The 19658-nt window shown below is 44.7% G+C and carries 15 protein-coding genes and 1 pseudogene; 14 read left to right on the forward strand and 2 right to left on the reverse strand.

The features are described 5' to 3' along the window. The first annotated feature begins 420 nt into the window (after window positions 1-420). The 13 genes from E2L07_RS17540 (at window position 421) to E2L07_RS17600 (ending at window position 15277) form a co-directional block, all read left to right on the forward strand. Window positions 421-663 (forward strand): hypothetical protein, encoded by a 243-nt coding sequence (locus tag E2L07_RS17540; protein ID WP_134230200.1) that lies wholly within the window; start codon window positions 421-423, stop codon window positions 661-663. Window positions 664-723: 60 nt separating this feature from the next. Continuing rightward, a complete protein-coding gene (locus E2L07_RS17545) occupies window positions 724-972 on the forward strand; it encodes a response regulator aspartate phosphatase (protein ID WP_134230201.1) in 249 nt (82 codons plus the stop codon). 271 nt (window positions 973-1243) lie between these two features. Then, window positions 1244-2095 (forward strand): DegV family protein, encoded by an 852-nt coding sequence (locus E2L07_RS17550; RefSeq protein WP_243854992.1) that lies wholly within the window; start codon window positions 1244-1246, stop codon window positions 2093-2095. A 190-nt stretch (window positions 2096-2285) separates the two neighbouring features. Further along, window positions 2286-2738 (forward strand): WapI family immunity protein, encoded by a 453-nt coding sequence (locus E2L07_RS17555; protein WP_134230203.1) that lies wholly within the window; start codon window positions 2286-2288, stop codon window positions 2736-2738. A gap of 116 nt (window positions 2739-2854) precedes the next feature. After that, window positions 2855-3490 (forward strand): YesL family protein, encoded by a 636-nt coding sequence (locus E2L07_RS17560; RefSeq protein WP_053431830.1) that lies wholly within the window; start codon window positions 2855-2857, stop codon window positions 3488-3490. Window positions 3491-3620: 130 nt separating this feature from the next. Then, window positions 3621-4565: a carbohydrate ABC transporter permease gene (locus E2L07_RS17565; RefSeq protein WP_134230204.1), complete on the forward strand. Its 945-nt coding sequence runs from the start codon at window positions 3621-3623 to the stop codon at window positions 4563-4565. Between the two features lie 79 nt (window positions 4566-4644). Beyond that, a complete protein-coding gene (locus E2L07_RS17570) occupies window positions 4645-5415 on the forward strand; it encodes a carbohydrate ABC transporter permease (protein WP_083445632.1) in 771 nt (256 codons plus the stop codon). A 146-nt stretch (window positions 5416-5561) separates the two neighbouring features. Beyond that, a complete protein-coding gene (locus tag E2L07_RS17575; protein ID WP_134230205.1) occupies window positions 5562-6923 on the forward strand; it encodes an ABC transporter substrate-binding protein in 1362 nt (453 codons plus the stop codon). A gap of 77 nt (window positions 6924-7000) precedes the next feature. Next, entirely contained in the window at window positions 7001-8830 is a 1830-nt protein-coding gene (locus E2L07_RS17580; protein ID WP_166740117.1) for a sensor histidine kinase, read from the forward strand. Continuing rightward, window positions 8808-10421 carry a helix-turn-helix domain-containing protein gene (locus tag E2L07_RS17585; RefSeq protein ID WP_053431825.1) on the forward strand — a complete coding sequence of 538 codons (1614 nt, stop codon included), beginning with the start codon at window positions 8808-8810 and terminating at the stop codon, window positions 10419-10421. Before E2L07_RS17580 ends, E2L07_RS17585 begins: the two co-directional genes overlap by 23 nt. 43 nt (window positions 10422-10464) lie before the next feature. After that, window positions 10465-11592, forward strand: coding sequence for a glycoside hydrolase family 88 protein (locus tag E2L07_RS17590; RefSeq protein ID WP_053431824.1), 1128 nt, complete (start codon window positions 10465-10467; stop codon window positions 11590-11592). Window positions 11593-11613: 21 nt separating this feature from the next. Beyond that, on the forward strand, window positions 11614-13461 hold the full coding sequence (locus E2L07_RS17595; protein WP_243854993.1) for a DUF2264 domain-containing protein: 1848 nt from the start codon (window positions 11614-11616) through the stop codon (window positions 13459-13461). Next, the gene (locus E2L07_RS17600) at window positions 13454-15277 is read left to right on the forward strand and encodes a heparinase II/III family protein (RefSeq protein WP_134230207.1); all 1824 of its coding nucleotides are present in this window, start codon (window positions 13454-13456) and stop codon (window positions 15275-15277) included. Before E2L07_RS17595 ends, E2L07_RS17600 begins: the two co-directional genes overlap by 8 nt. A gap of 70 nt (window positions 15278-15347) precedes the next feature. Here E2L07_RS17600 and E2L07_RS17605 read toward each other — a convergent pair whose 3' ends face one another. Both E2L07_RS17605 and E2L07_RS17610 read right to left on the reverse strand, forming a co-directional pair. Beyond that, window positions 15348-16043, reverse strand: a complete 696-nt coding sequence (locus tag E2L07_RS17605) for an aspartate/glutamate racemase family protein (protein ID WP_134230208.1) — start codon at window positions 16041-16043, stop codon at window positions 15348-15350. Between the two features lie 575 nt (window positions 16044-16618). Further along, a pseudogene (locus E2L07_RS17610) lies at window positions 16619-17806 on the reverse strand (IS256 family transposase). A gap of 105 nt (window positions 17807-17911) precedes the next feature. Here E2L07_RS17610 and E2L07_RS17615 point away from each other — a divergent pair. Then, on the forward strand, window positions 17912-19306 hold the full coding sequence (locus E2L07_RS17615) for a DDE-type integrase/transposase/recombinase (protein ID WP_134230209.1): 1395 nt from the start codon (window positions 17912-17914) through the stop codon (window positions 19304-19306). Window positions 19307-19658: the final 352 nt, after the last annotated feature.

Raw genomic sequence — 19658 nt, forward strand, 5'->3', positions numbered from 1 at the left:
GTATACACTTCGCCCTTGACAGAACCTTCTGAAACTTTTTGTGTAGTCACCAAGGCTGCTTAAGGTCTAATATATTGGCAATTCCAAAGGAAACCCTGCGAGCTTACACAAAATTCTTGACGGTACCTCCCAATGCTAAGCAATATAGAAAACCATATTAGTAAAAATATAAGTACAGTCTTCCCTGATGAAAATATGAGAAAGAGTTTTAATAGTATTAAATCTAATCAGTTTCGTAACTTTCTAAATTCGAATATTCATAACCCTGGATTAATTCGTACAACATCTTCTACATTGGAAGGGATAACTAATGGGGGAATGTATTCGTTGATTGATCTAATAATAAAAAATATTTGAAACTTGCTATAGATAAAAGAAGTTTTGAACTTTTTTCAAATGAGAAAAAAAGGAGAAAAGATCATGCTGCACAAAGAAGAACTTCAACATATGGTGAAGGAAGCTTTAGAGTCAGCTGGTGGATCAGCAAATATTGTTACAATTTCCAAGTATGTCTGGAGTCACTACGAGACCGAATTGAAAGAATCAGGTGATTTGTTTTATACATGGCAATATGACATTAGGTGGGCAGCTAACGAGTTACGGCGCAAGGGAATAATGAAAGATGCTGAAAAATCACCAAGGGGAATTTGGGAACTTGTTTGATTGTTAGGATAATACTATCAACCTTAAACTTTGTTTCAGTGTTCTCTCGCTTTCAAGATGATGATTAAAATAATAGCCAGTAGTGAAGTCACAAATCGGCTGAATGAGTGGTACGACAGAATTAAGCGGAAAGATATAATTGAGGCACTACAGGCAAAAGAGAAAATACCTACATTACATGAGGAGGCAGACTTATCGCTAATTGCTGCAAGTTTGATCTTTGGCTTTGTTAATCCTCAAGACCTGAGTCAAAGTAGCAGTTCTGGAGATGGATTCACGATCCAGCAAAAACATAATAGTGGAACTTGATCCTCATATGATGCCGATAGCCCCGTGAAATCCACGGGGCTACTATTTTGTTATACTCTTCCTCCTCCCCGCCACCAATTCTACAAGAATAGCCATCATTTTACGGTTGTTGGTGGTAGCGATTTCATATAGAATGGAGAGAGTATATATTTTTTATTAAGTCTAGCGCAAGGCGCCATCGTCTCGTGTGAGTGGTTGTCCGCTAATGCTGCGGGCGTACATCCAAGGGAGGACAGACGGTGCTTGGCGCTTTTTTAAAAGGGGTGCTCCAGTGAGTAAAAAAGTGAAAATTGTGACTGACTCGACGATTGATTTGCCAAAAGAAGTGATAGAACAACTAGATGTGACAATCGTTCCGTTGTCAGTGACAATTAACGGGGAATCCTATCTAGATGGAGTCGAGATTACGTCGAAAGAGTTTGTGAATCAATTGGTTCAATCTGAGGACATTCCCAAGAGTTCGCAGCCATCGGTAGGTTCGTTTTTAGAGGTGTATGACAGATTAGGGGCAGACGGTAGCGAAGTGCTCTCGATTCATATGACAAGTGGGATGAGCGGGACGTATGCCGCGGCGAAGACGGCTGCTGATATGTCAGATTCGAATGTGACGGTGGTGGATTCAAAATATATTTCTTTAGCCTTAAGCTTTCAAGTGAGGGAAGCCTGTGACATGGCGGCGTCTGGGGAGACGGTTGACGCGATCGTGGCACGGCTAGAGGTTATTCGGAATAACACGTCCCTCTATATTATGGTGGATACGTTGGAGTATTTAGTGAAAGGAGGGCGAATCGGGCGGGGCAAGGCATTGGTCGGCTCGCTCTTAAAAATAAAGCCAGTGGCGTCCTTGCAAGATGGCGTCTATACGCCAGTGACAAAAGTTAGAAGCTACATGCAAATGATTAAGTTTTTGACGAAAAAGTTTGAAGAAGAAACGTCTGATAAGATCGTCAAAGGGATCGGGATTGCGCAAGTGGAAGCTCGTGACTTGGCGAATCAAGTGAAGGATGCTTTAAAGGAATTAACGAGCTTTAAAGACATTTCGCTCGTCGATACGACGCCGATCATTAGCACTCACACTGGTCCAGGGGCGATCGCGCTCATGTACTATACAGACGAACGCTAAATGGGTGAATCTCTACTATACGCATAGTAGGGATTTTTTTGTCCTTCATAAGAGGAACCACATGTTATAATAGGATTTTATTGGATTGTTATTGGTGGAGTGAATTCATCCATCAGCTCTGTTTGTGTGGAAATTCCACCGACCAACGGCTTCATTTGTTATTTTCAATCGAAAAAAGGAGTGACATAACATGACGAATCCGTTTCCGTTTGCCGAATTAATGTCACAGGATGGCTTACACTGCTTCCGCATTGGTTCGTACGGCTATGCCTACCCAGAGGCTGACAATGAATATGATGCGGATTGGCATCGAAATCCTCTTTCCTTCACACTGCCTGGGTTTAAGGTGGCATTTGATGAGATCATCTTGTCAGGAGGTGTTGTGGAGGACTTTGTAGCAGAGCTCAAACAGTTTCGCGCGCTGGCGATAAACGAGGCTGTGTTTGATCCGATCGAGCCGTTCTTCCAATTGACGTTTTCGTTCAACCAGCTGAAAAAAGTCGTTGTAAGTGGCTACGTGGAATATCCTGTTGGCGAGGGGGCGCAGCTGCAATTTGAGTTTGAAACCGATTTGACCTACGTTGATCAATTTGCTGCTGGGTTAAAGGAGATGCTGCAACGATTTCCGGTACGTGACGTATAAGGGGCCTTCCCCCCTCATAAAAGAAGTCAAATTATTTTTAAATCGGTAAAATCTGTGCCTACTCCTTTGCATCATTTCGCCCTACGATAGGGGGAAAAGCGGAGGAGGCGACGACTGTGGAATCGGCTGGGTGGACAGGTGGATTGTTTCGCATGTGTGAATGGATTACGAGGCTCGCGTTCGTGAATGGGCTATGGCTGTTGTTTACGGTGGTTGGCCTTGGGTTGTTCGGGTTTGCCCCGGCGACTGTCGCGATGTTCTCGATTGTCCGTAAGTGGATTATGGGGGAGCAAAGCTTTTCGGTCTATTCTACGTTTTGGACGATTTATAAAAAGGAGTTTCGTAAGGCGAATCTGTTGTTCGGGTTGGTCTTGCTGACGCTAGTCGTCCTGTATGTGAACTACGTCATTATTCATGCGATGACGGGGGCTTTGTACTATGTGCTGCTCATCTGTTTTAGCTTGTTTTGCCTCGTCGTGGCGGTCGTGCTTCTTTATATTTTCCCGATCTATGTTCATTTTGAAGGGAGTCTCTTGCATTATTTCCGGTCGGCGATTCTGGTGGGGACGTCCTTCCCGTTGCGAACGGTGGTCATGGCGGTCACAGCCTTTACCGCTGTATTGCTCGGGTTGCTCTTGCCTGGGGTGGCGCTCCTTTTTTTCGGCAGTGGCCTCAGCTTTGCCCTTATGTTTATTTCCTATAGCATCTTTTCAACGATTCAACCGGCGACGGGCTCAACCACTCTCACGTAAGAGTGGTTTTTTGATGTAGTGGTCCTCACTGTAAAAGTCAAAATTATTGCAATTGTTATCAAAATAGCGTTAAGCCTTTAGGCCTTATCTCTTTTATAATAGATTCAAATCGTTAGAGAGGAGATAACAGATGAGTATTAAAACAGAAAGGTTATCGACTTCCTCAGAGGTAGGCGTGGTGAAGAAGAAAAAATCAACGCTTGATCGATATGAAAATCTAGCAGGTTGGCTGTTTGTTGCACCGATGTTAATCGGTGTTACCGTCTTAGTGTTATTGCCGATTGTGGCAACGTTCATTTTAAGTATGGCCGACTGGAAATTCATCCAAAACATCGATCAGTTGCAGTGGGTCGGCTTCGGAAATTTCAAAGAGTTGATGACAGATAGCGTGTTTTTGAAATCGCTTTTAAACAATGGCATCTTTTTGTTTACCGTTCCGATCTGTATGGGGATTTCCCTTGTGTTAGCGGTGGTCATTGATAAAAGCGTTTACATGAAGAGCTATTTCAAGGTTGCTTTTTTCATGCCGTACATTTCTAGTGTGGTCGCGATTGCGGTTGTATGGCAAGTGTTGTTCCATCCGTCGGCCGGGCCGATTAACCAAACGTTAATGGCCCTAGGGATAGCCGACCCGCCAAAGTGGATTGCCGATCCGAGCTTCGCGCTCATTTCCGTCATGCTCATTCAAATTTGGATATCGGTCGGGTTCAATTTGATCATTTACATTGCTGGACTGCAAGCGATTCCGAAAGAATTGTATGAAGCGGCGGAGATGGACGGAGCAAACGCGTGGGATAAATTCCGCAAGATTACGTTCCCGATGGTGTCTCCAACTTCTTTCTTTTTGCTGATTACGGGGATTATTGCGAGCTTTAAAGTGTTTGACCTGATCGCGGTGCTAACAAAAGGGGGGCCGATGCATTCGACGAGCGTGCTCGTCTGGCACTTGTATGATACGGCCTTTGTTCATTTAGATATTGGCTATTCGTCGGCGATGGCGATGATTTTGTTCATCATTGTCTTTCTCATTACGATCATTCAATGGATCGGACAGAAGAAATGGGTTAATTACTGAGAAAAGGGGAGAAGGTTCATTGAAAACGATCAATATCCAAAAATGGTTGACGACGATCATCGTCTTTTTGCTCAGCGTCATGTTTTTGCTGCCTTTCGCTTGGATGCTGTCCACCTCGTTTAAAATTGAAGCGGACGTTTTCACGTATCCGATTCAATGGATTCCTGAGCGGTGGAACGGCTTTAACAACTATATGCAAGTGTGGTTTGGCGATTATCCTTTTTATCTTTATTATTGGAACTCCTTAAAAGTAGCGGTGTTAACGACGGTCGTTTCGTGTACGGTATCGGCGCTTGCCGCTTACGGGTTTTCGAAGGTGAGGTTTCCAGCGGGGAAGTGGTTGTTTCTCATCGTGTTAGCGACGTATATGGTTCCGCAGCAGGCGAGCTTAGTCCCGCAGTTTATTTTGTATCGTCAAATCGGCTTGTTTGACAGTCACCTTGGGCTCATTTTGTTAGGAAGCTTCAGCGTTCTTGGAACGTTTATGCTGCGCCAGTTTTTTATGGGCGTTCATAATGAATACATTGAAGCGGCTAAAATTGACGGGGCTGGGCATTGGAAAATTTTTTGGCTCATCGCACTGCCGATTGTTAGGCCGGCCATTGCTACCTATGCGATTTTGCGATTCATTTGGACGTGGAACGATTATCAAAATCCGTTGATCTTTTTACGGACAGATGCCTTGTACACGATTCAGTTAGCGATGCAAAAATTTACGACGATTAACGGGGAGTTTTATTCTCTCATTATGGCGGCTGCTGTTTCGGCGATTCTCCCGTTGTTAATTATTTTCGTCATCGGGCAAAAGCAAGTCATCGAAGGGATTGCCCTTGGCGGGGTGAAAGGGTAGTGAATCTGTGTTGCCCCCTTTTGTCTAATGAATAGATGTCAAATTATTTTTAATATTGGTAAAATTATTTCCGTCTCATGAAGAAATCGCTTTGCTATAATTCGGTTTGTAAGGGTTTTTATAATAGAATACAAGGGGGAAATAGAATGAAGAAAACATGGGTATCCACTGTTTTTGCTTCTGCCGTCCTCATGATCGGGTTGGCGGGGTGTTCGGGTGGTAGTGGCGATAGCACATCGGCAACGAATGATGATAATGGACATGATAGCGAAGAAACGGTAACGATTAAATTTCATACACACGGTAACGAGGCTAGCTATAACTGGGCGCACACGATTGCCGCTTTTGAAGAAGAGCATCCTAACATCAACATTGATTTAGTTATTTTAAGTGAGAAGGGTGATTCACAGGAAGCGATTCAAAAGCTCGATTTAGCTGCCGCTTCTGGGGAGCAGCTTGATGTGTTAATGTTCAGTGATCCGGCAAGTTATGCGCAACGGGTGCATTTAGGAATGGTCGCCCCGATCGATGAATTCATTAGCGAAGAAGGCTTTGCGATGACAGAAGAATATAAGGTCGATACGCAAATTGACGGCCAATATTATGCGCTCCCAGGTAAATTCAACCCTTGGTACGTCTTGATGAATAAGGACCACTTAGAAGAGGCTGGATTGGACGTGCCGACCGATTGGACATGGGATGATTTTATGGCCTATGCGAAAGACTTAACGACAGACGATCATTACGGTACGTACTTCCACGGTCCACAAGGGGACGGCTGGATGGAATTTATGAAACTAGCGCTTGCGAGTGAGGAGAATGATACAGAGTTCATTAAAGATGATGGAACGTCCAATCTCGACCATCCGCTATTTAAGAAAACGTTAGAAATGCGCGTGCAAATGGAGAAAGAAGATCAATCGGCTGTGCCGTACACGGATATTATTTCGCAGAAGCTTCATTACCGGAATCAATTTTTCGGTCAAGATGCGAGCATGATTCTGATCGGAAGCTGGATGAATACGGAGCTTGGGGGAACGGATCAATTTCCACTTGATTTCAACGTCGGAGTGGCGCCTTACCCGAAAAATGATCTAAGCGGGGAATCGTATACCCCTGTGACAACGGATTATATGGCGGTCGCAGCCAATTCGGAGCATAAGGAGGAGGCGTATACGTTTATTCGCTGGTACACAACGGAAGGGCAAGTCGTCCAAGGGAAAAACGTTCCGTCATGGAACGGGGTAAGTGACGAGGATCTCGGGACGATCATTGACGGCATTTTAGCAGAAACGGTGGCGCCTGAAAAAGTAGATCGCGACTCTTTAGTCAATGTGTTGCAAAACGCCCAGTCGTCGAAAATGATTGCCCCTGTGTCCTATCAAGCCGAGCTTTATAAAGTGATTGGTGAGGAATACGAGAAGCTCATTTTAGACGATCAAGATCTCGACACGACGCTTGAGAAAATGCAAGAACGAGGGCAAGAGATTATTGAGAATAATCAGTAAACGTCTGTTAGAATAATCGTATAGGGGCGTAAACCGTTTCCGTCCCCTCTTTTTCATTCTAAATGAGGAGGTTGGTTATGTGGAATCGGATGAAGCGAAAGCTGGCGCCCCGTTCTTTTCGTTTTAAAGTGATCCTTATTGCTGTTGTATGCCTTATGATTCCGGCGATGATCACCTTGTACGTGTATAGTTATTTGACGAAAGATGCCATGAAGGAACAGGCGATTTCGAATGCTAATCGCGAATTGAGCTTAGCGGGATCCTATGTCTCAAAGATTTTTGACGACATGCTGTATGCGGTCAATTACGTTCAGCTCGATTCAGAGATTAATACGATTTTGAAAAAGAATGCCAATGCTGATAGAAAGCCAAAAAATATCAAGTATGAAGAGTATTTAGAATATCGGAAGGTCACAAAGACGATTGAAAACATGACGTTGCTCGGAGAAAAGTCTTATGTGACGATCTTGCTGAAAAACGGCATGTACTATACGAACTATCCGCTAGCCGACTATAACCCGGAGATGCTGTTTCAAGAGCCGTGGTTTAAGCAGCTAGAGGAGGTGTACGGCTATGAGACGATATGGATCGGTAGCCAGCCGACCGTTTTTGCATCCGAGCGGGAGGAAAATCCATACCAAATTTCCGTCGCCAGGACGTTACGAGACGCTAATTTGCGTATTTACGGCTATGTGATTGTGACGATTATGGAAAGTGAAATCAAACAAGCGTTTGCGGGAATCCAAGACAGTGGCGACATGCTGCTCGTTGACTCGGCGAACCGCATTTTATCCCATAGCGACAACGAACAGATCGGGACCACGTTTCCTTATGCGGAACAAGTGGCACAAGCGAAAGCTTCCAATATGATTGAAGTCGAAAAAGAAACGTATGTGTATGCCGACCACCCGCTCTCTTATACGGGCTGGAAGCTAGTTTCGATGAACCCGTACAAGCAAGCGATTAGCAAAATGAATCATTTGTTTGACAACGTCTTTTTTGCTCAATTCATCTCCTTTGTTCTCTTTTTTCTATTATTAACGTCTGTTCTGCAAACGGTTACAAAGCCGCTCGTTCACCTCGGACAGGTGGCGACGACCGTGCAAGGGGGAAATTTAAAGGTCCGTTCGAACATTCGCAGTCAGGACGAGATTGGCAATCTCTCCCATTCGTTTAATCAGATGCTAGACCGGATCAATGAAATGATCAAGGAAATCACCGAAACGCAAGTGAGGAAACGGAAAGCCGAATTTGCGATGCTACAAGCGCAAATCAACCCCCATTTTCTATTCAATGTGTTGAATTCGATCCGGATGAAAGTGATGCGAAAAGGCGATTATGAGAGCGCTGAAATGATCAGTTCTCTCTCCAAATTGTTGCGGATGACGATTGAGAAAGAGAAGGGAATGATTCCGTTTCAAGAGGAAGTGGACATTGTCAAAGACTTTGTCAAGCTCATGAACATGAGGCAGAAAGAAAAGGTGGAACTGAAAATTAATGTCTCACCGGAAGTTTATTCTGAGGAGATTCCGCGGTTTATTTTACAGCCGATCATTGAAAACTCGATGATTCATGGACTCAATCAAAGTGCCGGCGTCATTTCGGTAGAAGCGTATATCCATCAAAACGATTTCGTCATTGTCATTGAAGATAATGGGCAAGGGATGAATGAAGAGGCGTTACACAAGCTGCGGCACAGTCTTTCGATTCAAGCCGATCTCGTGGATGGGAAGCATAAAAAAGGTTTTTCCAATCTCGGAATTTCCAACGTCTATGAACGAATGCGGATGACATTTGGAGAAGCATTTGCCATGGAGGTTCATAGTTTGAGAGGAAAAGGTACGAAGGTTAGCATGTACGTTTCGAGAGGAGGGAGAGAAGCAGATGTACAAAGTGATGCTGGTTGATGATGATTATCCAGTGTTGGAGCTATTGTCGGAAACCATCGAATGGGAGAAGCTTGGGTTGACTCTGCAAAGCACTCATGAAAATGGAGCAAGCGCCTTGGATTATGCCTTACAGGAAGAGATGCCAGATATTTTAATTACCGATATCGGTATGCCGAAAATGAATGGCATTGAATTGATCAAGCAAATGAAAGAGAAGAATCCGCTGATTCAAGTGAGCGTGTTGTCTTGTCACAGTGACTACGAATTTACGCGGCAGGCCCTTTTGCTGCAAATCCAAGATTATTTATTGAAAGATACGTTGAATCCGGAAGATCTTACATCGGTTCTAACAGGCCTTAAAAAGAACATCGAACGAGAAAATGAAAAGACGAAGCAAGAAACGAAGCTACACCAAATCGCTTCACAGAATCAAGAGTCAAGGAAGCGTGAGTTCATCCGCAAAACGATCAACCAGCCAACTGGTCAAGAAAAGGAATGGTATGAGGAAGCCCGTTCATATGGGTTCGATGTAGAGGACAATCGCTACATTCCAGCGTTATGTTTTATGCAAAATTACCGCATGGCCAAACAATTGGATCAACCCGAGGATCAGCTAGTCTGTTCGATTCAACGTGTGGTGCAGGACGTGCTTGAGACGTATGAAACCAAGGGGATTCATTTTGCGTTTTCGTTGAAAGAATTCTTCCTTCTCTTTCCTTATCGTTCAAGCGTAAAGTCGGACTGTTACGGCATCATGATGGAATGTGTGAGCGCGATTCAGCGAGCCGTTCATTCAGACTTGCAGCTTTCCCTCGGGTGTGTCATTGGGGAGCATGTTCATAATCAATCGTCCTTTAAGCGAGAGATCGAGCATTTAGTCAAAAACAAAAACCAGCGCTTTTATATGAAAGCAGGCGCGATTGAAAAGAAGCAGCCTGACGCGCGAGTAACCGAAGGGCTATTCAATTGGTATGATGAGGCGGCCGTTGCCATGAGACGCTTGATCATTGAGCGAAATCAACCGCAAGTGAAACAAACCGTGCATGAGTGGATCGAGCGGTTTGCTAGCGAGCGATACTCGTTTGAGGCTGTGAAGGAATGGGTGCTGAAGCTGTTGTTAGACGTAAAGGTGAAGCTAAAAGCGTTGCAGTTTTTTAATGCCAATTATTCGGAGGAAGTCCTTCACGAAGAAGTGTTTGCGATTGATACGCTCGACGAGCTGAGCGCTTGGTTAACAGATTACTTCGACTCGCTTCTTGCAGCCGTGGTTGAAATCACCTCGCAAACGAGGCGAAAAGAAGTGCTGGAGGCCTTTCAGTACGTGTCTGCTCATCTAGAAAAGAAAATTACATTGGAGGAAGTGGCGAACCATCTGTTTTTAAACCCGAGCTATTTTAGCCGTTTGTTTAAGAAGGAAGTGGGCGAAACATTTGTGGAGTATGTGACGAAGGCGAAAATGAACCGGGCGAAGGAATTGCTCGAGCAAACGGTAGAGCCTGTAGGGAAAATTTGTGAACGGCTAGGGTATGACAATCAAAGCTACTTTATAAAAGTGTTTAAAAGCTATGAAGGCATTACGCCGATTGAATATCGGGGAGAGCATGTGTAAGTGGGCCCTGTAGACGTAATTTGAAACGGAAAAAGGTGAAACGATGACAAACCATGTAGACTGGGTAGAAGAAGCATTGCAAAAGGTTTACACGAAAATATCACGCACGAGCAAGAAAATCGGGGCTAATTTTCCCCATGCGAGCGTCGATGGAACGTATCAGCTTGAGCCACCCCATTGGTGGACTGCCGGATTTTGGCCGGGGCTGCTTTGGCATATGTACCGCGAGACGGGGGATGAAACGTTGAAAGCGATCGCGGAACAATGTGAGGTGCGATTAGATACGGTCATAACCGATTATTATAAACTTGATCATGATATGGGGTTTATGTGGACGTTAACGAGTGTGGCCCACTATAAGCTGACAGGGGACGAGGAAGCGAAGAGGCGCGCCTTGCTCGTCGCCAATTTATTGCTAGGACGGTTCAACTGTAAGGGTAACTATATTCGTGCCTGGAACCCGTGGTTTGAAGGGGATGAAAATTCAGGCTGGGCGATCATTGATTGCGTAATGAATTTACCGCTCCTGTTTTGGGCATCGAAGGAGACAGGCGATCCGAGGTTTCGTCATGCGGCGGAAAGGCACGGGGAGACGGTGTTAGCTCATTTTATTCGTAAGGATGGCTCGGTCCACCATATCGTGACATTTGATGCGGAGACGGGGGAAAAGGTAGGAGCGATCGGAGGACAAGGGTTTGCCCCTGATTCGGCATGGTCGCGGGGGGCTGGTTGGGCGATTTATGGCTTGGCGCTCCTATACCATTATACGGAGAAGGATGCATATTTACAGGCAGCGAAAAGCGTCGCCCATTTCTTTATCGCCAACTTACCGGAGGACTTTGTTCCTTATTGGGATTTCCGGTTACCAGAAGGGGTGAAGAACGATCGGGATTCCTCGGCAGGGGCGATCGCCGCGTGTGGATTGTTGTTCATTTCTACCCTTGTCCCGCGAACAGAGGCGGACATTTACAAGCAGGCCGGTGTTAACATTCTCCGCTCGTTGTACGAACGGTACGGGACGTGGGAGGACGACGGTCAGGACGGGTTGATATTACACGGCACAAGTCATTACCCTGAAGGGAAAAATATCGATGTCCCTCTTATTTACGGAGACTACTTTTTCGTTGAAGGGTTAACGAGTTTAAAAGGCGAGCGGGAACGATTTTGGTAGAAAGCGATAAAGGAGTGAGACATGGGAATGGTTATGAGCACAGAGGCTGTCGCAATCGAAACGAGAGACGATCTATCAGGCCTTTTAAAACGAATCTTTGAACCAGTTAAACCCTATTATAGCGAAGGGTTTGCCCGCCTTCATTTCGGGAACACCGGTGCCGTCTACCCTGAGGCAGTAGCAGGATTTGAAGGTTTTTCAAGAATGCTTTGGGGGTTGGTGCCTCTCCTCGCGAGCTCCGATGAGACGTACGCGCTATGGGAACGTCATCTTCAAGGGATCAAACATGGCACCAATCCGCAGCACCCTGAATATTGGGGAGACGTGACCGACTATGATCAGCGCGCGGTGGAAATGGCTGCCTTCGGTCTCGCCCTTCTCCTCATTCCTGAAAAAGTGTGGGAGCCCCTTTCTTCTGAGGAAAAGGAACATCTGAGTCGTTGGTTAGCGAAAATCAATAACGTCAAGGTGTGGGACTGTAATTGGCTGTTCTTTCCGGTGCTCGTCAATTTAGGCCTTAAACGTGTCGGGCAGCCTTACGATCAACAAACAATTGATGAGAACTTGGCTCGGATCGAACAATTTTATGTAGGGAATGGTTGGTATACAGACGGAGCTGGGGGGCATAGCGACTACTATGTTCCGTTTGCGATTCATTTCTATGGGCTCGTTTATGCAAAGGTGATGGAGAATAATGACCCGGTTCGTTCGGCCTCCTATAAAGCGCGGGCCGTGGAATTTGCGCAAGACTTTATTTATTGGTTTGCAGCAGATGGACCCGCGATTCCATACGGAAGAAGCTTAACGTATCGCTTCGCACAAGCATCCTTTTGGAGCGCAGCCGTATTTGCGGGCATTCAGCCATTTTCGTTAGGTGAGATGAAGGGGCTTATTTTTCGTCATTTGCGCTGGTGGTTTCAGCAGCCCATTTTTGATTCCAACGGATTGTTGACGATCGGGTATACTTATCCAAACATGGTCATGGCAGAAAACTATAACGCACCTGGCTCTCCTTATTGGGCGTTAAAAACGTTTTTACCTTTAGCGCTCGATAAAGATCACCCCTTTTGGCAAGTGGAGGAAGAGCCCTTACCGGTGTTACAAAAGCAGGCCGTTCAAACAGAACCGCACATGGTCATTTGCCGAGATGAACGAGGGCAACATGTTGTCGCCTTTAACTCTGGCCATCCGTCGTCCAATGAGCATACGCACACGTCGGCTAAATATGAAAAATTTGCGTACTCCACCGTTTTCGGTTTTAGCGTTCCGCGAGCGGAGTGGGGTCTTGGGCAAGGCGCGTTTGACTCGATGCTTGCCTTAAGTGAAGGAGATAATCTTTACCGCGTGAAACGTTATGGCGAGGAATCCTCTGTCCGCGATCAGTTTCTCTATGCGAAGTGGCACCCGTGGCAAGATGTAGAGGTGAAAACATGGATCATCCCTGGTGTTCCGTGGCATGTGCGAATTCACCGCATCGAAACGAGCAGGGTGCTTGATGCGGCAGATGGGGGATTTGCCTTAGGATTGGAACACGGGGAAACGGAGCTACTTCCTGATGCAACCCGCTGCGTAGCAAGAGGTGCAACGGCTGCGAGCGGGATTGTCAATTTGTACGGTGAGGGCAAAGCCGAGCTCATCTTTCCGAACGCAAACACAAACGTGCTTCACCCACGGACCGTTTTACCGACCGTGAAAACGAGAGTAAATCGCGGTACAGCGATGCTCGTAAGCGCGGTCTATGGCGAAGTCGGTGATGATTATAGCTGGGCGACTGTCCCTACGGTGCAAGTGGTGGGGGAAACCATCATCGTATCGTTTCCGAATCGGGTGCCAATAGAAGTGAATCTCGGAGCGATAAACGGTGAGTAAAGTGGTGATGCAACGAGAACAAATCCTACCGCTCGTAAAAAACGATTCAGCACCCTTGCTGTTCTCCTCACAACAGGCGCAAGATGAATGGTTTCAAGCGATCAGGGAAAAGCCGTCCTATCAAGGGATGATCGCTGAAATACGGGAGGAGGCGAACCGGCTTTTACGTGAACCTTTGCTCGAAATTCCGTTTTCGAGGTTTACGCTTTTCCGGGACCGTGGGTTGCGGCTTGATTATGAGAAGCTTTACTTTGAGAGACGGCGCAGGCTCAATACATTTGCGCTTATGGCATTGATTGAACGAGAACAAACCGTCTATTTTGAGCAGCTGCAAGATGTGCTTTGGGCGATTTGCCATGAATACACGTGGTGCTTGCCGGCCCATTTACAGAACAGCCCTGAGATGGACACTGGAATACGGTTATCCGGCATACAAACGAGCTATACGGTCGATCTGTTTGCGGCGGAAACAGCGTTTACTCTTAGCGAATTGTCTCAATTATTACACAATCGGCTTGATCCGTTGGTGCAGAAGCGAATGATTGAGGAGGTTAATCGGAGAGTTTTACAGCCGTTTTTACAGCAACAAGAGTTTGAATGGGAGACGGCAACACATAATTGGGCGGCTGTCTGTGCGGGCTCCATCGGCTCGGCCGCGCTCCATCTCATCGAGGATGAAGAGGTGCTTGCTACGATTTTAGAGCGAGTGCTGCGAACGATGGACTGTTACTTAGCGGGGTTCAAGGATGATGGTGCGTGTACGGAAGGCTATGCGTATTGGCAATATGGGTTTGGCTATTACACGTATTTGGCAGATTTGCTGCTGACGAAAACCGCTGGCGCGATCGATTTACTCCAAGGGGATAAAGTCCAACAAATCGCTCGCTTTCCGCAAAAGTGTTTCGTTCATAAACATCACGTCGTCAACTTTTCCGACTCGATGCCAACGGGGACGATTTTTTTAGGGCTCATGCATTATTTGAATAAAATCGACCAAGGCGTAGAAGTTCCAGAGGCTGATCTCCGTGCTCCTTATACAGCGGATCATTGTAGCCGATGGGCGCCTGCCTTTCGAAATCTCTTATGGTTTGATGAAACGAAGCGAGGCGAGCCGTGGGCCAATCAAAGCACTTATTTGCGTGACGCCCAGTGGTTGATTTCGCGTCAGGCTCCTTATGTGTTCGCATGCAAAGGAGGCGATAACGATGAGCCGCATAATCATAACGATCTCGGCCACTTTATGCTGTTTGCAGACGGTGAAGCGGTGGTAAAAGATTTAGGCTGCGGGATGTATTGTGAAGACTACTTTAATGAGAAGCGTTATTCTTTTTTATGTAATGGCTCACAAGGACACTCGGTTCCGATCATTAATCAGCAATATCAAAAAGCAGGACGGTCTCATACGGCAACGGTCAGGAATGTGTCGATTGGAAATGACGTCGATCGGATAGAGATGGAGCTAGAACACGCGTATGATATCGACTCGCTCCAAAAGTTAAAGCGTACCTTCACTTGGCGAAAAGGGGCTCATCCTAGCTTACTTCTATCCGATTTCTATCAGTTTTCCGAGAAACCGCTGTCGATTGTGGAACGTTTCATCATTCCCGACCTTCCTCTATCTTCTACTAACGACGGCATCGTACTAGAAGGGGAGCATAAGCTTAAAATTACCTTTGATCGCCATTTGCTTGAATGGACAGTCCATACCCATACGTTTTTCAATCATTTTGGCGAGGAAGAGACCGTCCAAACGCTAGACTTTGCCGTTAGAGAGCGGCGACTCGTTCAAGTCGAATGTCAGTTCACGTTTCTATGATCATGTTCTTAGGCGCATTCGAATAGGGGGCTTTTCACGATCAAAAATGTTGTGATGGCCCCCGAATAATTTAATGGTGTGCTAGAGCGAGATGAACGGCTTCTAAGGCATGAATAACGGTTGTATTGAACAACGGTACTTTTGAATCTTCTTGTTGGACCAATAATCCAATTTCTGTACAACCTAATATGATGCCTTCTGCTCCATGAGCAACTAAGCGATTCATGACTTCCTCGTAATACTTCTTTGACGATGGCCTAATGCGTCCTACACATAATTCTTCATATATTACTTTGTTGATCATGTCTCTTTCCCGTTTAGTTGGGGTGATGACCTTAATGCCTCGAGACTCTATTCGGGATTTATAAAAATCTTGTTCCATCGTATAGCTGGTCCCTAGTAAGCCAACGGTTTGGATAGTAGATTTTTGGATTTGATTTGCCGTTGCATCGGCAATGTGGAGGATAGGAATTTGGATTTTTTCTTCTATGTGGCTAGTGACTTTATGCATCGTGTTTGTACAGAGGACAATAAAATCTGCACCTGCTTTTTCTAATGCGAACGCCACATTGCCTAATCTTTCACCAGCTTGATCCCAATCGCCAGCAGCTTGAAATCGTTCAATTTCGTCAAAATCGACACTATACAACAGGCACTTGGCTGAGTGTAATCCCCCTAATTTGTTTTTCACTTCCTTGTTAATGATTCGATAATACTCAGCTGAGGATTCCCAGCTCATTCCCCCAATCAGTCCAATGGTTCGCATGATCATCCCCCCTTGAGTTCCCTACTATTGCATCCATTTTTTCACCCCTTCATGGGATTGCGTATTGTCAAAACTTTATATAAAATAGGCTATTAAATCCTATGTTAGAGGGCTTTATAAGCAAAAAAATTGCCACTCCCTGATTTCTGTAGATAATTGAGGTTACCAACCACCCAATTCCAGAAAAGGAAGTGACAATTTGTACCCTCAAATTATAACCTATTTATTAACTTTTATAAACGATCAAGAACAAATTATTGGGTGTGTCAATAATTTTGTGTAAATACCCCTGTTTCTAGTAGATAGGTTAGCCCTGCTTATTTTACGTGGTAAAACTTCGATTTTAGCTGAAACACAGAGCCACAGCGGTAGCTGCTTCTCCTTGACCTTGTGCCTTTTCTTAGTTCTTGCTGGTTGGGTTCAGGGACCCAGCCAGCGAGAACTTAGAAAAGGTCGGTCGTGGTACGCTCGGTGTGCGGATGAAGTCCCACATAGGGCTTTATTTTTCCCATCCGCCAACGTACACAACACCACGACCGCAAACAAGGTCTAGGATGGCGGATTGGTGCTAGAGCTTAATATTCTAGTGCTTCAAACATGAGTATCAATTCTGATTTTGCCTTTTCAAAGCCTCGATGACAACGCATGCCAAATTTGTGATTATAGTCTAGAAACCGTGTCACGAGAAAACGTTCTAAGGATTCTTCATTCGGGAATTGTTCTTTGCGTTTGACATATCGTTTGATTTCTTTGTTAACAGCTTCAATTAAATTTGTCGAGTAGATGCTGCGACGAATGGAAGCTGGAAAATCATAAAACGTTAAGATCTGTTCATTGTTCATCACAGATTCAATGACACGTGGATAGGGCTTTTCCCACTTACTTTGCAATTGTTCTAAGGCTTCTAAAGCTTCTTCACGGTCTTTCGCTTGATAGACAGCCTTGAAATCATCGAGAATGGCTGCGCGATCCTATACACGTACTTTACTGGAAATGTTTCGAGCGACATGTACACAGCACACTTGATGCTTCGCCTTTGGATAGACGCGATGAATGCTATCCGTCATCCCTGGCAATCCATCGGAAATGAACAGAAGGACGTTTTCTACTCCTCGCTCATGTAGGCATTGGATGAGTTCTTCCCATACGTGAGAAGACTCTGTTGGTGCAATGGTAAAGTCTAAAACTTCTTTGTTTCCTTCTTCCGTAATACCAATAGCGATGTAGACAGCTTCTTTTTCAACCGTTTGACGTCGAATCGGAATATGAGTGGCATCTAGGTAAATGCACACATAGCGTTCTTCCAGCTTTCGTTCATGGAAAGCCTGCACGTCTTCAGAAACAAGTTGCGTTAGGTTCGAAACCGTTTGTTTGGAATAGTGATGTCCATACATTCGCTCGATAAGATTAGCGATTTCATTTGTCGTACTCCCTTTTTCATAAAGATGACTGACAAACTGTTCCAGCGTATCATTGGAACGCTTATAAGGAGCTATTGTTTGTTGTTGGAACTCGCCATTACGGTCTCTAGGGATACGAAGATGTAGTTCTCCGTATTCGGTTTTAAACGTACGATCGTAAAAGCCATTACGGGAATTACCAGAATGAAAACCTACTCGATCATAAGGCTCATAGTCTAAAAAGACAGTTAAGTCATGTTTCAACAGCTGATTGATAGCTGTTTCCAAATGCTGACTAAAAACTTCTTCGATATATTGTTTTTGTGCTAGTGCTTCGATTAAATCTGTAGTAATATGATTCATAGGGAAGACCTCTTTTCTGTGAATTTAGTCGGCTAACTTTATTCTACAGAAAGGGTCTTCTTTTTTCTATGAACATCATTTAGTGCATTTCTATTTACACAAAATATTTTACACTCTCAAATTATTCGAACTTTGCTTACTCTATTGATTGGAAAAAGCATGTTCGATAAACCCAAAGAAGCTCCTGTTAATCAGCCTTATCGAAAGCTTCAAATTGATGATTTACCTATCATTGAAAAACTAGAAAGGCTCGATTATCAGCTTTTATTAGCGGAACACCTTCAATCCAAAGGGAAACCGTTAAAACCAGTACAGCGACGAGCGAATTCTACGCCCGTACCGTCTACCTTATGTTGTCCGAAGTGTGGTGCTCCTTCTGCGTATTTGTACGCAAACACCGGAGGAAAAGGACAATATCAATGTAAGGTGTGTGCGTGTGTTTTCAATAAAAAGAGTCGTTATCAGAAAGAGGCCATCCTTAAGTGTCCTCACTGTCTTAAAACGCTAGAAAAAATTAAAGAACGAAAAGATTTTCACGTGTTTAAGTGTAAAAATAATCGTTGTTCTTATTATCAAAAGAACTTGAATGCCATGACCAAAAAAGAGAAAAAACAGTTTAAAGAAGATCCACAATCGCTGAAAGTTCGCTACATTTACCGGAAGTTCCACATCGACTATCAACCGTTAACAAAACAATCACCAAAACAGCCAAAAGTCGATTTATCAAGATTGTATGTTTCCCCACATACGCTTGGGCTCATCTTGAAGTATCATGTCAATTACGGATTATCGGCCCGTAAAACGGCAGCGATCATGAAGGATATTCACGGTGTGTCTGTCTCCCATCAAAGTATCCTTAACTACGAAAACAGCGTCGCATTATGGCTCAAGCCTTATATCGACTACTTTCCGTATGAGCTCTCGGATCAATTTTGTGGGGCTGAAACGTACATCCGGGTCAACGGTCGTTGGCATTACCTGGTCATCTTTTTTGATGCGGTCAAGAAAGTCATTCTTTCGTATCCAGTATCACCAAATCGCGACACCGCAACAGCGATACGAGCGATTGATGAAGTACTAGTGAAACTGAAAGAAATACCAGAAAACCTACCATTTGTAGTAGATGGTAACCCTATTTACTTGTTGGCACAGCATTACTTCGCAGAGAACCACATATCGTTTGACGTAAAACAGGTCATCGGGCTAACAAAAGAAGACGATGTCTCTAGAGAGTATCGACCTCTCAAGCTAATCATCGAGAGACTAAATCGCACGTTTAAAGGGAATTATCGATCGACGCACGGCTTTGGTTCTGAACAAGGATCTGTTTCTTTTGTGACATTGTTTGTGGCTTACTTTAACTTCTTACGTCCACATTCTTCACTCGAAGGGAAAGTGCCAGTCACAATTCCAGAATTAGAAAAGCTACCAACCATGCCAGCGAGGTGGACAGCCCTTATTGGATTAGCTCAAGACTGGATTCAACAACAGTCAGCCTAACTTTTGTTTAGCTGAGCCCTATTCAGCTATCGGCGAAGCGAACTCTTGACAAACCGAACTTGCCAATGGTTTAAAATGGAAAAAGTCAAGGGTTTATTTAGCATGCCTTCTTTTGTTCCCTTCGCCCTTGATTGACCTCTGAATAAACCATTGGTGTGTTTGTCAAGAGCGATAGCGCGGCCTTTCCACCTAATAAATGGTAGTAGTGTTAGATCCAAATAAGGTTTTCATAGAAGTTTTGACACTACCTGGGATTGCGTATTGTCAAAACTTTATATAGAAATAGGTTATTAAATCCTATATTAGAGGGCTTTATAAGCAAAAAAATTGCCACCCCCTGATTTCTGTAGAT

It is taken from the genome of Halalkalibacterium halodurans, from assembly GCF_004376175.1.
GTDB classification, from domain to species: domain Bacteria; phylum Bacillota; class Bacilli; order Bacillales; family Bacillaceae_D; genus Halalkalibacterium; species Halalkalibacterium halodurans.

Excerpts from the sequence above, each read along its gene's own strand:
- E2L07_RS17540 (WP_134230200.1), top strand. The coding sequence starts at position 421 with ATGCTGCACAAAGAAGAACTTCAACATATGGTGAAGGAAGCTTTAGAG.
- E2L07_RS17555 (WP_134230203.1), top strand. The coding sequence starts at position 2,286 with ATGACGAATCCGTTTCCGTTTGCCGAATTAATGTCACAGGATGGCTTA.
- E2L07_RS17605 (WP_134230208.1), bottom strand. The coding sequence starts at position 16,043 with ATGCGAACCATTGGACTGATTGGGGGAATGAGCTGGGAATCCTCAGCT.
- E2L07_RS17575 (WP_134230205.1), top strand. The coding sequence starts at position 5,562 with ATGAAGAAAACATGGGTATCCACTGTTTTTGCTTCTGCCGTCCTCATG.
- E2L07_RS17595 (WP_243854993.1), top strand. The coding sequence starts at position 11,614 with ATGGGAATGGTTATGAGCACAGAGGCTGTCGCAATCGAAACGAGAGAC.
- E2L07_RS17545 (WP_134230201.1), top strand. The coding sequence starts at position 724 with ATGATTAAAATAATAGCCAGTAGTGAAGTCACAAATCGGCTGAATGAG.
- E2L07_RS17565 (WP_134230204.1), top strand. The coding sequence starts at position 3,621 with ATGAGTATTAAAACAGAAAGGTTATCGACTTCCTCAGAGGTAGGCGTG.
- E2L07_RS17580 (WP_166740117.1), top strand. The coding sequence starts at position 7,001 with ATGTGGAATCGGATGAAGCGAAAGCTGGCGCCCCGTTCTTTTCGTTTT.
- E2L07_RS17585 (WP_053431825.1), top strand. The coding sequence starts at position 8,808 with ATGTACAAAGTGATGCTGGTTGATGATGATTATCCAGTGTTGGAGCTA.
- E2L07_RS17590 (WP_053431824.1), top strand. The coding sequence starts at position 10,465 with ATGACAAACCATGTAGACTGGGTAGAAGAAGCATTGCAAAAGGTTTAC.
- E2L07_RS17570 (WP_083445632.1), top strand. The coding sequence starts at position 4,645 with ATGTTTTTGCTGCCTTTCGCTTGGATGCTGTCCACCTCGTTTAAAATT.